Origin of the sequence: Psychrobacillus sp. FSL K6-4046 (genome assembly GCF_038624605.1) — a bacterium.
GTDB lineage: Bacteria > Bacillota > Bacilli > Bacillales_A > Planococcaceae > Psychrobacillus.
The window spans coordinates 1,957,192-1,970,975 of sequence record NZ_CP152020.1 but is presented as its reverse complement, the minus strand read 5'-3'; the positions used below and the strand labels follow the sequence as shown (position 1 = coordinate 1,970,975).

The following is a 13,784-nucleotide window of genomic DNA, read 5'->3' as shown; positions in this document are numbered from 1 at the left end:
GGTAGCAGGCTTATTAAGCAGTGCACTAAGTGCCCGCAAGGGGGAAAAGCTATTTCCTGTGTCAACCTTGTCCGTTCCATTGTCTCATGGGCACGGTCTGAGAGAAAAGTAGATTGAAATAAAAAAGGACGAAGTACTGAAATGGAGCATCCTCCAATCTTCGTCCAAACGATATGAAGTTAGGCAACTCAAATAAGCAGGTAAGCACCTGTCAGCTTTATTTAGTCATGTTAAAAATAGACTTTTCCTTTTTGGCTCCCTCGGTAAAGCAGGGGTCAAACAGGTAAAACATAAAAAGGGTGAGGGAGCCAAGAGGCGACCACTTCCTATAGGAAATCCAACAGATCCTCCAGCTGTCCGGATCAACTGGAAATTCTATCGGAAAGAGCTCTTATTACTAATATACGAGGGGGAAAAATAATGATGAGACTTCAAGATAAAGTAGCAATTATTACTGGAGCCGCTAACGGTATAGGATCCGCGGCTGTTCAACGGTTTGTTGAAGAAGGAGCAAAAGTAGTTTTGGCTGATTTCGATCAACAGGCAGGCACATCTCTAGAAAATGAATTAAGAGAACAAGGTTATTCGGCATTCTTTATCCAAGTGGATGTGGCAGATCGAAAAAGTGTTGATGCAATGGTGGACCAAACGATTGAACGGTTTGGAGAGATTCATATTTTGATAAATAATGCAGGGATCACTCGTGATGCCATGCTAACTAAAATGACGGAAGAAGATTTTAGTAGAGTGTTAGATGTAAATCTAAAAGGTGTATTCAATTGCACGCAGGCTGTTGTTCCATACATGGTAGGAAATCAATATGGAAAAATTATTAATACTTCCTCCGTTAGTGGAGTTTATGGAAACGTAGGTCAGACCAATTACGCTGCTTCAAAGGCTGCGGTGGTAGGAATGACGAAGACATGGGCAAAAGAACTAGGAAGAAAAGGCCTCAATGTCAATGCTGTAGCCCCGGGGTTCACTTTAACGAAAATGGTAGCGAAAATGCCTGAGAAAATTATTGAACAGATGCAGTCTGTTGTGGCCCTCCAACGTTTAGCAGAACCACGCGATATTGCAAATGCATATTTGTTTTTAGCCTCCGATGAATCTAGTTATGTTCACGGGCATGTACTACAAGTAGATGGCGGTATCATGATGTAAGGAAAGGGTGTTGCCAAGATGTTATCTGAACAAGCATGGATTTATAAAAGGGCTATCCTCTCTCCAACTAAGAAGGCTTTAATAGATAGTAGTAGTGGCAAGGAATGGACCTATGAAGCATTATGGGAACAAGTAAGTGGGTGGGCCAACTATTTTGAGCAACAAGGATATAAAGCTGGGCAGAGAATCGTGGTTCTTTCTCATAATAGAATAGAACTATTTGCATTATTGTTCGCCTGTGGTTTGAAAGGACTTATCTATGTGCCGTTAAATTTCCGGTTAAGCACCAAAGAATTACAATATATACTAGATGATTGTTCGCCAGTGGCCGTCATTTACGATGACGAGCATAGATACTTAAGTACATTTTTCCCTACCTTTAAAACAATTATTTTGTCGAGTATAACACTCTCCAATAATAGTGACTTCCATCTGAACACGGATTGGAAGCCGGATGATCCTTGGCTCATTATTTATACAGGCGGGACAACTGGAAGTCCTAAGGGAGCGGTACTATCCTTTGACAATGTCAATTGGAATGCGATCAATACAATCATCAGCTGGGGATTAAACGAAGAGGACTGTACATTAAACTATATGCCTATGTTTCATACTGGAGGACTAAACGCACTATGCATACCTATTTTAATGGCGGGGGGTACCGTGGTCACAGGCAACAAGTTCCAAGCAGAGGAAGCTTTAAAATACTTGGACTCCTACAAGACTACTCTGTCTTTGTTTGTGCCGACGATGTATCAAGCAATGTTAGATACAGAGTACATCAATAAGTCACTTTTCCCTACAGTTAAGTGTTTTTTATCCGGTGGGGCGCCTTGTCCTCACACAATCTATAATAAGTTTGAAGAGATTGGAATTTTGTTTAAAGAAGGCTACGGTTTGACGGAGGCAGGACCAAACAACTTTTTCGTCCATCCAGAGAAAGCTATGCTTAAAAAGGGTACAGTAGGCAAGTGTATGCAATTCAATGAAGTAAAAGTAGTAAACGAAAATGGGGAACCTTGTCAAAAAAATGAAGTAGGGGAGCTATACGTTTCAGGGAGACACGTTTTTAAGCACTACTGGAATAATGATGGGGAAACAAAAAATACATTTGAGGGCAAATGGTTAAAAACTGGAGATCTTGCAATCTTTGACGAGGATGGTGATTTCTTCATAGTGGGACGTAAAAAGGAAATGATTATTTCAGGTGGAGAGAATATTTATCCTTTAGAGATCGAGCAACGCCTTACGGAGCATCCTAATGTAAAGGAAGCAGCAGTACTAGGATTAGAGGACGTAAAATGGGGAGAGTGTGTGACTGCTTTTATTTCTTATGCTAGCTCATCTGTGTCAGAGCAGGAGCTGATTGATTATTGTAAAGTAACGCTAGGAAGCTATAAGGTTCCTAAGAAGATTTATTTTCTAGAAGAATTGCCAAGGACAGATGTAGGTAAAATTAATAAGAAACTATTAAAAGAGATGGCTTTAAAAGCTGTGGAGTAACACTTTCCAGCTTTTTTTGCTATCTTTTTGTATAATAGAGGTTGAGGTGACTAAGAAATGTTTATAAGTGAAAAAGAAATTGAAGTACGATACGCAGAGACCGATCAAATGGGAGTAGTGTATCATGCCAACTATTTAGTTTGGTTAGAGATGGGGCGAACTCAGCTCATACAAGATTTAGGTTTCTCCTATGCAGGTTTAGAGAAAGACGGATACCTTTCGCCAGTGACCAATGTCAATATAAATTATAAGACTCCTGTCAAATATGGAGATAGAGTCAAGGTACGCACTTGGATTGAAAAGCATGGAAGACTTAGAACAACCTATGGCTATGAAGTTGTACATACAGATGGCACGCTGTCTTCTACAGCAACAACGGAGCATGTCATCGTTCGAAAAGAGGATTTTAGACCGGTATCACTTGCTAAGATAGATGCAGCTTGGGACAATAAATATAAAGAAATCGTGAAGGAATCTTAACAGTGGCATTTGGTATTAATAGAGATGAGTTAAAAAATTGGAAACAGTCAGTGGAAAACAAGGAAATCGCTTTTCTTACTCACTATTGGTTGGATGAACGCTTTCCAGGATGCAAAACGGTTACTAAGGTTGGATGTAGCGATATTAATAAGCTCATCGAATGGGGAAAGCAGTATGACTTAAAGGAAGAGTGGATTGACTATAAGGAAGGTTACCCCCATTTCGATCTTTTTGGTAAATATGAACTTGAGATTATGGAAAAAGAGAATTTATTGGAACAGTTAAAACGATTTCGTCCATTAAAATAAAAGTGAGCTTGGATTCGCATCCAAGCTCATTTATTTTGTTTTTAAGTAAGAATGCATCCATAGAAGATGGTGTTCGTTAAAATACTTGACGTAATTCAATCTGACCTTCTCCATATCCTTGAGGGTCAGGCATTTGCATCGCCCACTCAACCGCTTCTTCTTTTGATTCCACTTCAATCAGTATAAACCCTGCAATTAAATCTTGTGATTCCGTAAATGGACCTTCTGAAACCACTGGCTTTTCCCCAGGTATAGGGAATGAGAGGCGAATCCCATTGGAACTTGGATGTAATCCTTTAGCCATAACACGTACGCCTGCCTTCACTAGATCCTCATTAAATTTTGTCATGGCTTCCATGAGCTCTGGGCTCGGGAGATTTCCGGCTTCTGAATTCCTTGAGGCTTTTACGATTAACATAAATAGCATGATAAATTCCTCCCTCTTTTTAGAAAAGTCATATTCCAAACAAATAAATATTAGTGAAAATCTCCTCCCTCAAATTGTACTATAACCCTAATTTTACCACAATTACGATTTTTGTAGTTTTTTATAAAATCAGCCAGGGTAGACAGTATAAAAATTAAAATTCCTTAAATACTTACAATGGAATGTCTAATAACCGCTCTTTTTTGAATGGCTATGTTAAAGGGATAGGTTGATAAAAATACTCATAAAAGATGAGCTAGGATATTTTATCCTGGCTCATTTTACTTTGATATTATTTTTTTCTAACACAACCCGTTAGTTAATTAAGTACCTTCATCATAATATTGTCTATATAAAACTTCATCCATATGATAAAATTTACCAGAAGAGGAGGTTACATGATGATTTCATTTTCATACAAGGCAATGGGCTTTGTTTTCTTATTTTCATTAGGATTTATTTATTCATGTTTACGGATTGGACAACTGACGGGAGAAGTATCCGAAGCAGTAACCTCACATATACTTTTCAAATTATTTTTTTCTGTCTTTTTTATAATAAGTTTAATTATATTTATTTACGGGTTGAAGAAGGATAAGTAAATATATGTCCTAAAGTATTCAACGTAATAATGCTCAATCCTACTTAGACTAACCTATGCAGTTTAAGTGTAACACTTTAAACAAAACTATCTTACGAAAAATCAAACAAGTCATTTAAATAGCCTTTTCAATAAAAAAGGCAGTAACGCTTTTATACGTTACTGCCTTTCGCTATCTAGCTTTTTTTATAGGAATATTCAAGCTCATTTGATTGGTCATTAAATGAAACATAAAGGTCATGTCCAGTGAAATACCATTCATCTCTCTCTTCTATAAAGAACATGATCTCTTCATGTAAGAGAGTTACAGATGGTTCGAATGGAGTATCCTTTGTCACACCTAGTGAGAAAGCCTCTTGTATTGGACTTGAGCCTCCATATCGAGCATAGAAACGAATTTTGTCTCCTTTTTCTGCTTCCATTTCCTCGCGGAACCATTTTAAAGCATCACTAGAGATATTGATTTTCATGCGAACCACCAAGCTTTCTTTAAATTTTACGATGTTTTTCATGGGTTTAGTCTAAAGCTTTTTAATAGGTTCCGCAAAGAATTTGTTTAACTCTTTAGCAGCAGGAAGCTTCGATTCAATAGTTAAATCCACTTGACCTTTGGCTCAGTTCCATTTTTAATGCGCTCTATATTCGAACGATGACGATAGAAAATAAAGATTGCAAGTAAAAATACGATTACGATTAGTGGCCAATCTTCTTTGACCGTAAAATAGTAAACAATAGAGTAGATGAGTGCAATGATGGCTAAACACATAGAGGTTAGAGAGACCATTTTGGTTATTTTTAATATAATAAAAAATCCTACAACTAATATTACAAATATTGGCCAGTTGTAGCCTAATAGGATCCCGCCTGATGTAGCCACTGCTTTTCCGCCTTTAAACCCAGCGAACACAGGATAAATATGTCCAATTACAGCAACTACCCCTAAAATTAGAGGATGCACGTTTGTTGAAGCAAAAAACGGAAGCAAGCCTAACAAAGTGGCTGCTGTCCCTTTAAGAATGTCCATAATTGTTACGGCCAATCCAGCCTTTTTACCGAGCGTTCGGAAAGTGTTAGTTCCACCAAGATTGCCACTACCATGCTCACGTATATCAATGTTATAAAATAGCTTTCCAACCCATAATCCTGATGGGATTGATCCGATTAAATAAGCAAGCAAAAGTAAAATGAATATTGTCATAGTGTGCTCCTTCTATATGTATCTATTAATGAATATAATAACTTTCTTATTTTACCATGTAGACAACTTTTTATTCAATGACAAGTAATGTCGTTATAACGGAGAGTTCGAGCGCAATATAAGTCTTTTTGGACCACAAAGTAAGTGTAAAACCTATTATAAAAAAATTTTAAGTAGGTTCCTAATGAAAAATTCCAAGTTTATACGATATACTTAATATACAATTGGTCTTTTAAGCAACTGGATGAAAACATTGTTTAAAAGTAAAGAAGGAATTATCTAGGTGAATAGAGAATGCATGAAAAGGGTAGATTGCATTCTAATTGAACTTTCACTACAATTGAAGTCTGGCCTGTCCTTCAGCGCTATTGACATAATGACAATCTGTTTGTAGGCTTAAATAGAAAGAAGAACAAACGTTTTGTTTTTTTGGAGGGAACGAATTGAGTAAAAACAATAATTTAACAAGCTATGGCGATGATGATATTCAGGTGCTTGAGGGCTTGGAGGCCGTAAGAAAAAGACCGGGAATGTATATTGGATCAACAGATTCTAGAGGTCTTCACCATTTGGTCTATGAAATAGTAGATAATGCGGTGGATGAAAGCCTTGCTGGATTCGGTGAACATATTATAGTTACAATCCATTCAGACCAAAGTATAACGGTAAGAGATTTTGGACGAGGTATGCCTACTGGTATGCATAAGACAGGCGTTCCTACTGCGGAAGTGATTTTTACTGTACTACACGCAGGTGGTAAATTTGGACAAGGCGGCTATAAAACAAGTGGAGGTCTACATGGTGTAGGTGCCTCTGTAGTAAATGCTCTCTCCTCATATGTAGATGTAGTCATTCATAGAGATGGGAAAAAATTTGCACAACGCTTTGAAAATGGTGGGAAAGTAGTCGAATCGCTAAACCAAATAGGGACTACAAAAGAAACGGGAACATCCGTACATTTCTTACCAGATACCAAAATCTTCTCTACTACTAAATTTAACTATGAAACACTTTGCGAAAGACTTAGAGAATCCGCTTTCCTCTTAAAAGGATTAAAAATCGAATTATTTGATGAACGTACCGAAGCCCACGATGTGTTTTATTATGAAACAGGCATCGAAGCTTTCGTTGCTTATTTGAATGAAGAGAAAGACGTTTTACATCCAGTGTTTTATATGGAAGGCAGCCACGAAGAAATTGAAGTGGAATTCGCTTTCCAGTTTAATGACGGCTATTCAGAAACGATTTTATCCTTTGTAAATAACGTGAGAACTAGAGACGGCGGTACACATGAAACAGGTGCCAAGTCGGCGTTGACACGTGTATTTAATGATTATGCTAGAAAAACAGGATTATTAAAGGAAAAAGATAAAAACTTAGATGGCTCGGACATTCGTGAAGGAATCTCCGCTATCGTATCTCTTAGAATTCCCGAGAATCTTTTGCAATTCGAAGGGCAAACGAAAGGGAAACTGGGTACTAGTGAAGCAAGAAGTGCGGTAGATTCTGTTGTGTCTGAAAAGCTACAATACATCCTCGAAGAAAACTCCGAGTTGTCCGCCTCTTTAATCCGAAAAGGGATTCGTGCTCAGCATGCTCGAGAAGCAGCAAGAAAAGCACGTGAAGATGCTCGAAATGGGAAAAAGCGCAAACCATCCGAGTTATTATCAGGTAAACTTACTCCTGCTCAATCTAGAAATGCAAAGAAAAACGAGCTTTATCTAGTAGAGGGTGACTCTGCTGGAGGTTCTGCTAAGCAAGGTAGAGATCGAACTTTCCAAGCTATCCTTCCCCTAAGAGGAAAGGTTATAAATACGGAGAAGGCTAAGCTTACTGACATCATGAAGAACATCGAAATTGCTACGATTATTCATGCAATTGGCGGTGGAGTTGGAGCAGACTTTAAGATAGAAGATATTGCTTACGACAAAATCGTTATTATGACAGATGCCGATACAGATGGAGCACATATCCAGGTACTATTGTTGACGTTCTTCTATCGATATATGAAGCCATTGATTGAAAACGGCAAAATCTATATCGCCATGCCTCCTTTGTACAAGGTATATAGAGGAATGGGGAAAAAAGAGGTCTCCGAATATGCATGGACCGAAAAAGAACTCAATGCAGCGATGGAGAGAATTGGAAAAGGCGTTATGCTACAACGTTATAAAGGTCTTGGTGAGATGAATGCCGATCAATTATGGGATACAACTATGAATCCTGACACTCGAACTTTAATACGAGTAACGATTGAAGATGGGGCACGTGCCGAGAGACATATAACAACTCTAATGGGGGATAAAGTAGAACCTCGCAGAAAATGGATAGAAGCAAATGTTGACTTTAGTTTAGATGATGATTCTAACATCTTAGAAAATGACAGAATTCACACGGAGGATGAATTAGTATGACACAAACCGAAAGATATCAAAATTTACCCTTAGAAGAAGTTATAGGTGATCGGTTTGGACGTTATAGTAAATACATCATTCAAGACCGCGCTTTACCTGATGCTAGAGATGGACTTAAGCCAGTTCAGCGTCGTATATTATTTGCCATGCTTCAGGAAGGGAACACCAATGACAAGGCGTTTCGTAAGTCAGCTAAGACCGTTGGAGTTGTAATTGGTAACTACCATCCTCATGGTGACTCTTCAGTCTATGAAGCGATGGTGCGTATGAGTCAGGACTGGAAATTGCGACATATGCTGGTTGAAATGCATGGGAACAATGGTTCAGTGGACGGAGATCCACCAGCTGCTATGCGTTATACAGAAGCAAGGCTTTCTGCGATTTCTCATGAGCTATTAAGAGATATTAATAAGAATACGGTGGATTATATTCCTAACTTCGATGACTCGGACATGGAGCCTATGGTTCTCCCCGCTCGTTTTCCTAATTTACTAGTAAACGGTGCAACTGGGATTTCCGCAGGATATGCAACAGATATACCTCCACATGCTCTACACGAGGCGCTTGATGCCGTTTTAATGCGCATGGAGAATCCAGCATGTACTGTGGACGAACTCATGACCGTTATTAAAGGGCCAGATTTTCCAACAGGTGGGATTATCCAAGGCGTAGAGGGGATTAAAAAAGCTTATGAAACGGGCAAAGGCAAAATCGTTGTTCGCTCTAAGGCTGAAATTGAAACCATCAAAGGCGGTAAAGAACAAATCGTCATAACTGAAATTCCATATGAAATCAATAAGGCTAATCTAGTCAAAAAAATTGACGAGCAACGATTAGACAAACGTTTAGATGGAATTGCAGATGTTCGAGATGAATCAGACCGAACTGGATTGCGTATTGTAATAGAGATGAAAAAAGAAATTGATGCTCATGGTATATTACAATACTTATTTAAAAATACAGATTTACAAATCACCTATAATTTTAATATGATCGCCATTCATAATCGTAGACCAACTATGATGACATTGCCTTTATTACTTGATGCATATATCAATCATCAAAAAGAGGTTGTTACTCGTAGAACAATTCATGATCTGAATAAAGCTCAAGAGCGCCTCCATATTGTCTCAGGTTTGATGAAAGCCTTATCTATTTTAGATGAAGTTATTAAGACGATACGTGCTTCTAAGGATAAAAAAGATGCCAAAAACAATCTGATTAAATCCTTTGACTTTTCTGAGGCACAGGCGGAGGCAATCGTTTCCTTGCAGCTATATCGTTTAACTAATACAGATATAACGGAGCTACAAGAGGAAGAGAAAAAATTAAATCTGCTGATCACGAGTTTAGAAAACATACTTGCGAAGGAATCTGTTTTGATGAAAACCATCAAGAAAGAACTACAGGTTGTTCGTAAGCAGTTTGCTGAACAACGTAAATCAGTTATCGAAAATGAAATTGAAGAGATAAAGGTTACTTTAGATGTGCTTATACCATCTGAAGAGGTTATCGTTACGGTTACAAAGGATGGCTACATTAAACGAACAGGCATGAGATCCTTTAATGCATCCAGTGGACAGGACTTTGCTATAAAAGAGTCGGATTACCTTCTTTATCAGCAGTCCATCAACACCCAGCACCACCTGCTGTTGTTCACATCGAAAGGGAACTATATTTATCAGCCAGTGCATGAATTGCCTGATATTCGATGGAAGGACCTTGGTCAGCATATATCTAGCATTGTTCCTCTTGATGCAAATGAGACAATTATAAACGTCATCGGTATTGAATCATTTGATTTAGACTTATGCGTTTTAACTGCAACGAAAGAAGGACAGATTAAACGCTCACTCCTTTCAGATTACGTAGTACAGCGTTATGCTCGACCTATAAAAACGATTAAACTCAAGCCAACAGATGAGCTTATATTGGCTCAGCTAGTAGCACCGTCAGATGAAATACTAATGACAACTCATTTAAGTTATTCTGTTCGCTTCTCTTTAGACGAAGTGCCAATTACAGGAGTAAAAACAAGTGGCGTGAAAGGGATCAATCTTAAAGAGGATGATTATGTCGTAAGTGTAAACGTAATATCACAACAAAGTACGGAAGACATTATGCTGATCACTCAGCGTGGTTCCATTAAACGAATGCACCTTTCTGAAGTCGAGCCAGGAGCTCGGGCAAAAAGAGGACTTGTGACACTTAGAGAATTAAAAACTAACCCGCATCGCGTGTTTGCAGTTGTTTTAGCTAACAAGTCAGAAGGCTTAGTAGTAGAAACGGTAAAAGGACATCAGGAAACGATTGAAGTGAATAGCTTCCGTCCAACAGATCGTTATTCTAATGGCTCATTTGTGATAGATACAGAGAAGGATGGGCAACTTCTAAGAGCTTGGAAGAAGCCAGTAGAACAAGAATCCTAAAAGAGGGAAAAAGGATATGTGGAGAAATAGAAACGTTTGGATTGTTCTAATAGGGGAATTAGTTGCTGGATTAGGACTTTGGAGCGGTATAATAGGAAACCTGGAATTTATGCAGGAAAAGGTCCCCTCTGATTTCCACAAGTCCTTGCTGCTTGCTAGTGGTTTACTTGCAGGAATTCTTGTAGGCCCACTAGCAGGTAGAATCATCGACCAGTCCAATAAGAAAAAAGTATTAATCCTTTCTGGTATCGGTCGACTATTTAGTGTGTTATTTATGTTTGTTGCTATTGCTACAGGATCCATTTGGTGGATGTTATTATTTCTAATAAGTCTGCAGGTATCCGCATCCTTTTACTTTCCAGCTTTACAGGCTACTCTGCCGTTAATTGTTAAGGATGAGGATTTACTTCAGTTAAATGGTTGGCATATGAATGTTTCCACTATTGCTAGAGTAGCAGGTACTGCAATTGGAGGGCTTGCATTAGTTTACTGGCCCATCCAATCTCTGTATATTATTTCAATGATTGCTTATGCAGGTATTCTTGCTTTTACTTTTATGCTCCGAATCGACGAAACTGCTAAAGAAAAAATGCTAGTGAGTAATGGACCTAGAAGAGATGGTTTTAAAGAGGTTTTTCCTATGCTTAAAGGGAATATGCCTGTCATGCTTACACTACTCCTAACCTTAATACCTGTTTTATTTTTAGGTTCCTTTAACTTGATCGTCATTAATATTAGTGAGATTCAAGATTCATCTTCTATAAAGGGAGTCATTTATGCAGTCGAGGGTGTAGCCTTCATGATTGGTACCCTTGCTATTAAGTATATTGGGAAAAGATATAGCACTAAATCTATTCTCTTCACTTTCGTATTTGTCATTGGTCTTGCTGAGATATCTATGTATTTTGTTGCAAACCCAATATTAACACTAGTAAGCTTTGCTTTGTTTGGTTTCTCTATTGGTTGTTTTTATCCAACAGCATTAACCATTTTCCAAAAGCAAGTGCCGAAAGAGTATCATGGTCGATTCTTCTCTTTTCGAAATATGCTGGACCGAATTTCGTTCCAGATTGTTTTGTTATCGACAGGTGCCATGTTAGATTTAATTGGTCTTCCGTACATGATGGTCATATTCGGTGTATTTAGTATAGGGTTAACAACTATTTTTCTGTTGCAAATTCAAAAAAGAAAGCTATCGTTTCAGATACCAACTGCATGAACATAATAAAAAGCATTTCCATCGGGGTATAAACCTTGTTGGAAATGCTTTTTATGTTTGTTATGAAGGTGATGCAATTTTTCCTTTTTAGTTTTAGTTTTTCTAACATGAGTGCTGAATTCAATGTCATTTCTCATCGATGATACATCTTTTCCAGTTGTTCTTAGCTGATGAAGTCTTTTTTTCTTGGCATGTGATTTAGCCATATGAATCTCTCCCTTTATAATAGTTTACATCTTCCATATTAGAGAAATTGATTGTAAAATTCAATCTTTATCGTAATTCTATAGAATGTGGTATAAGTAATAGAGAGCACTATATTTATTTAAGCATACATACTACTTTGGAGGTCAAACTTATGAAAAAAATATTAAGCTTAATTGCGATCTGTTTATTTCTATTTGGAGGGAAAGCTTTTGCTCATACAGGTTTAGAAAGCTCAAATCCTTCGGATGGAAGTACAATCACAGATCCAATAGAAGAAATAACACTTACTTTTTTAACTAAGATAGAACAAACTAGTTCTTTTAAGATAAAAGGAACAAATAATAAAGAGATTCCGGTAAAAGACATTGTTGTTGTCGATGATCTAATGACTGGAACAGTAGAAGGTATGGATAATGGAGAGTATACACTAACATGGAATATCATAGGTGCTGATGGACATCCGATTCAAGGAGACCTATCATTTACCGTAAATCTTCCTGTTGTTGAAAATCCAGCGGAGATAACTGAAGAAGCTAAGACTGATGTTGAAGAGGCTGCTCCTATCGTAGAGACAAACGAGGTGGAAAGTGACTCATCCTCCAACGGTTTCTTTACATGGATGATTATCGGTTTAGTAATTGTTTTAGCTGCTAGTTTCTGGGTGATAAATGGGCGAAATAAAAAATGATGATGCTTTTATCAACCATTAGCGAAGCCTTTCTATATGCCTGCTTTGCATTGTTAATGGGGAGCTTTATATTTTCACTCATCCCAGAAGATCTAAAGCCAACAATTGTAGTTTCTAAAAAGGCAAAGTTAATTGCAGTTGCTGGTATAGCAGTATTTTCCTTTATGCCAGTATTCAATATAATGATTTATTTGCTAGAGGAATACAGTTTTCTCTATGTATTAGAATCAGTATTATTGACGTTTGAAATAGGTAAGGCTTGGATCGTATCGATTGTGATCACCATTTTTCTAGCAGTCTTTATTTGTTTATTTGACGATAGAAATTCACCTGCCTATCCTATTTTGGGGATTGGATTACTGCTTGCGATGGTCGCAGCAATGAGCTGGACTACTCACTCACACGCTGTTTATGGTATACAAGGCTATATCACTCATTTTATCCATTTTGGGACTGTGATCGTTTGGATAGGTGTTTTAACAATGGTAGCTTGGTTTTCTATTAACAAAGAGAATTGGATGGCCTTTTTAAGTTGGTTCCATACAATGGCTGTTTTTTGCTTTGCAATTATCTTTGTGACAGGTCTTACGTTAATGTCATACTCGATGACTATCACGGAATATCCGAATTCATGGATACAGCCTTATGGTCAAAGCCTTCTGATCAAACATTTACTTATCCTTCCCTTAATAGGCTATGCATTCATTAATGGATTTTTGATGAAAAGAAAGCTACGTGTAAAAGAAAATATAGATCCGCGACCTTGGACTCGGTTAGAATCTGTTATTGTATTATTTATCTTTGCAGCAACAGGTGCTATGAGCCAGCAGGAACCACCACACAACAATGTGTTGCTAAGAAATGAAACACTTTTACAAGCCTTCGGTATCTTCCCGTCTAGTGAAGGCTCTTTAGTTCCTTTAACAGTGGAGCTTGTGGCAAATTACAAAGGTATTTCTTTTGGTATTCTAGCTATGGCCTTTTTAGCTATTAGCATCTATTCCTTTATCAAAAAAATGCCACCAATATTCTCATTTATTATGAGTATCTTATTAGTCCTATGTGCGTTGTTTGCCATCTCATTTAGCGTAATAGCGTATTAACTAAAAAAGCACTTCTTACAAGGAATTTCTCCTTTGAAGAAGT

Annotated in this window: 13 protein-coding genes; 9 read left to right on the top strand and 4 right to left on the bottom strand. The window is 37.7% G+C overall.

Going from position 1 to position 13,784, the window contains the following annotated elements; genetic code table 11:
- The first annotated feature begins 423 nt into the window (after window positions 1-423).
- Genes fabG through MKY09_RS09730 form a run of 4 tightly spaced genes read left to right on the top strand, consistent with a single transcriptional unit; the run spans window position 424 to window position 3,455 of the window.
- Window positions 424-1,164: a 3-oxoacyl-ACP reductase FabG gene (fabG, locus tag MKY09_RS09745; protein ID WP_342568230.1), complete on the top strand. Its 741-nt coding sequence runs from the start codon at window positions 424-426 to the stop codon at window positions 1,162-1,164.
- 18 nt (window positions 1,165-1,182) lie between these two features.
- Complete coding sequence (locus MKY09_RS09740; protein ID WP_342566591.1) at window positions 1,183-2,667, top strand: AMP-binding protein; 1,485 nt, start codon at window positions 1,183-1,185, stop codon at window positions 2,665-2,667.
- A gap of 57 nt (window positions 2,668-2,724) precedes the next feature.
- On the top strand, window positions 2,725-3,147 hold the full coding sequence (locus MKY09_RS09735) for a thioesterase family protein (protein ID WP_342566590.1): 423 nt from the start codon (window positions 2,725-2,727) through the stop codon (window positions 3,145-3,147).
- Window positions 3,148-3,149: 2 nt separating this feature from the next.
- Window positions 3,150-3,455, top strand: a complete 306-nt coding sequence (locus MKY09_RS09730; protein WP_342560747.1) for a hypothetical protein — start codon at window positions 3,150-3,152, stop codon at window positions 3,453-3,455.
- A 76-nt stretch (window positions 3,456-3,531) separates the two neighbouring features.
- Here MKY09_RS09730 and MKY09_RS09725 read toward each other — a convergent pair whose 3' ends face one another.
- From MKY09_RS09725 to plsY, 3 genes are all read right to left on the bottom strand, one after another.
- The gene (locus MKY09_RS09725) at window positions 3,532-3,882 is read right to left on the bottom strand and encodes a YciI family protein (RefSeq protein WP_342566589.1); all 351 of its coding nucleotides are present in this window, start codon (window positions 3,880-3,882) and stop codon (window positions 3,532-3,534) included.
- A gap of 777 nt (window positions 3,883-4,659) precedes the next feature.
- The gene (locus MKY09_RS09720; RefSeq protein ID WP_251553143.1) at window positions 4,660-4,953 is read right to left on the bottom strand and encodes a HesB/YadR/YfhF family protein; all 294 of its coding nucleotides are present in this window, start codon (window positions 4,951-4,953) and stop codon (window positions 4,660-4,662) included.
- Window positions 4,954-5,075: 122 nt separating this feature from the next.
- Complete coding sequence (gene plsY / locus MKY09_RS09715) at window positions 5,076-5,681, bottom strand: glycerol-3-phosphate 1-O-acyltransferase PlsY (RefSeq protein WP_342566588.1); 606 nt, start codon at window positions 5,679-5,681, stop codon at window positions 5,076-5,078.
- 443 nt (window positions 5,682-6,124) lie between these two features.
- Between plsY and parE the strand changes: the two genes are divergently transcribed.
- The 3 genes from parE to MKY09_RS09700 are packed head-to-tail and all read left to right on the top strand — an operon-like array spanning window position 6,125 to window position 11,743.
- Entirely contained in the window at window positions 6,125-8,095 is a 1,971-nt protein-coding gene (gene parE, locus MKY09_RS09710) for a DNA topoisomerase IV subunit B (RefSeq protein ID WP_251553141.1), read from the top strand.
- Window positions 8,092-10,524: a DNA topoisomerase IV subunit A gene (gene parC, locus MKY09_RS09705; RefSeq protein ID WP_251553140.1), complete on the top strand. Its 2,433-nt coding sequence runs from the start codon at window positions 8,092-8,094 to the stop codon at window positions 10,522-10,524. The genes parE and parC overlap by 4 nt, the downstream gene beginning before the upstream one ends.
- A 16-nt stretch (window positions 10,525-10,540) precedes the next feature.
- The gene (locus tag MKY09_RS09700; RefSeq protein ID WP_342566587.1) at window positions 10,541-11,743 is read left to right on the top strand and encodes an MFS transporter; all 1,203 of its coding nucleotides are present in this window, start codon (window positions 10,541-10,543) and stop codon (window positions 11,741-11,743) included.
- On the opposite strand, the gene MKY09_RS09695 is transcribed toward MKY09_RS09700, so the two are convergent.
- Window positions 11,725-11,949, bottom strand: a complete 225-nt coding sequence (locus tag MKY09_RS09695; protein WP_251553138.1) for a hypothetical protein — start codon at window positions 11,947-11,949, stop codon at window positions 11,725-11,727. The two genes, MKY09_RS09700 and MKY09_RS09695, sit on opposite strands and share 19 nt — an antisense overlap.
- Before the next feature lie 152 nt (window positions 11,950-12,101).
- Between MKY09_RS09695 and MKY09_RS09690 the strand changes: the two genes are divergently transcribed.
- Together MKY09_RS09690 and MKY09_RS09685 are read left to right on the top strand one after the other, a co-directional pair.
- Window positions 12,102-12,638 (top strand): copper resistance CopC family protein, encoded by a 537-nt coding sequence (locus tag MKY09_RS09690; protein WP_342566586.1) that lies wholly within the window; start codon window positions 12,102-12,104, stop codon window positions 12,636-12,638.
- A complete protein-coding gene (locus MKY09_RS09685; RefSeq protein WP_342566585.1) occupies window positions 12,635-13,741 on the top strand; it encodes a CopD family protein in 1,107 nt (368 codons plus the stop codon). Before MKY09_RS09690 ends, MKY09_RS09685 begins: the two co-directional genes overlap by 4 nt.
- Window positions 13,742-13,784 lie beyond the last annotated feature (43 nt).

Coding starts and splice junctions, on each gene's coding strand:
- fabG (WP_342568230.1), top strand. CDS start 424: ATGAGACTTCAAGATAAAGTAGCAATTATTACTGGAGCCGCTAACGGT.
- MKY09_RS09740 (WP_342566591.1), top strand. CDS start 1,183: ATGTTATCTGAACAAGCATGGATTTATAAAAGGGCTATCCTCTCTCCA.
- MKY09_RS09735 (WP_342566590.1), top strand. CDS start 2,725: ATGTTTATAAGTGAAAAAGAAATTGAAGTACGATACGCAGAGACCGAT.
- MKY09_RS09725 (WP_342566589.1), bottom strand. CDS start 3,882: ATGCTATTTATGTTAATCGTAAAAGCCTCAAGGAATTCAGAAGCCGGA.
- MKY09_RS09720 (WP_251553143.1), bottom strand. CDS start 4,953: ATGAAAATCAATATCTCTAGTGATGCTTTAAAATGGTTCCGCGAGGAA.
- plsY (WP_342566588.1), bottom strand. CDS start 5,681: ATGACAATATTCATTTTACTTTTGCTTGCTTATTTAATCGGATCAATC.
- parC (WP_251553140.1), top strand. CDS start 8,092: ATGACACAAACCGAAAGATATCAAAATTTACCCTTAGAAGAAGTTATA.
- MKY09_RS09700 (WP_342566587.1), top strand. CDS start 10,541: ATGTGGAGAAATAGAAACGTTTGGATTGTTCTAATAGGGGAATTAGTT.
- MKY09_RS09695 (WP_251553138.1), bottom strand. CDS start 11,949: ATGGCTAAATCACATGCCAAGAAAAAAAGACTTCATCAGCTAAGAACA.
- MKY09_RS09690 (WP_342566586.1), top strand. CDS start 12,102: ATGAAAAAAATATTAAGCTTAATTGCGATCTGTTTATTTCTATTTGGA.
- MKY09_RS09685 (WP_342566585.1), top strand. CDS start 12,635: ATGATGATGCTTTTATCAACCATTAGCGAAGCCTTTCTATATGCCTGC.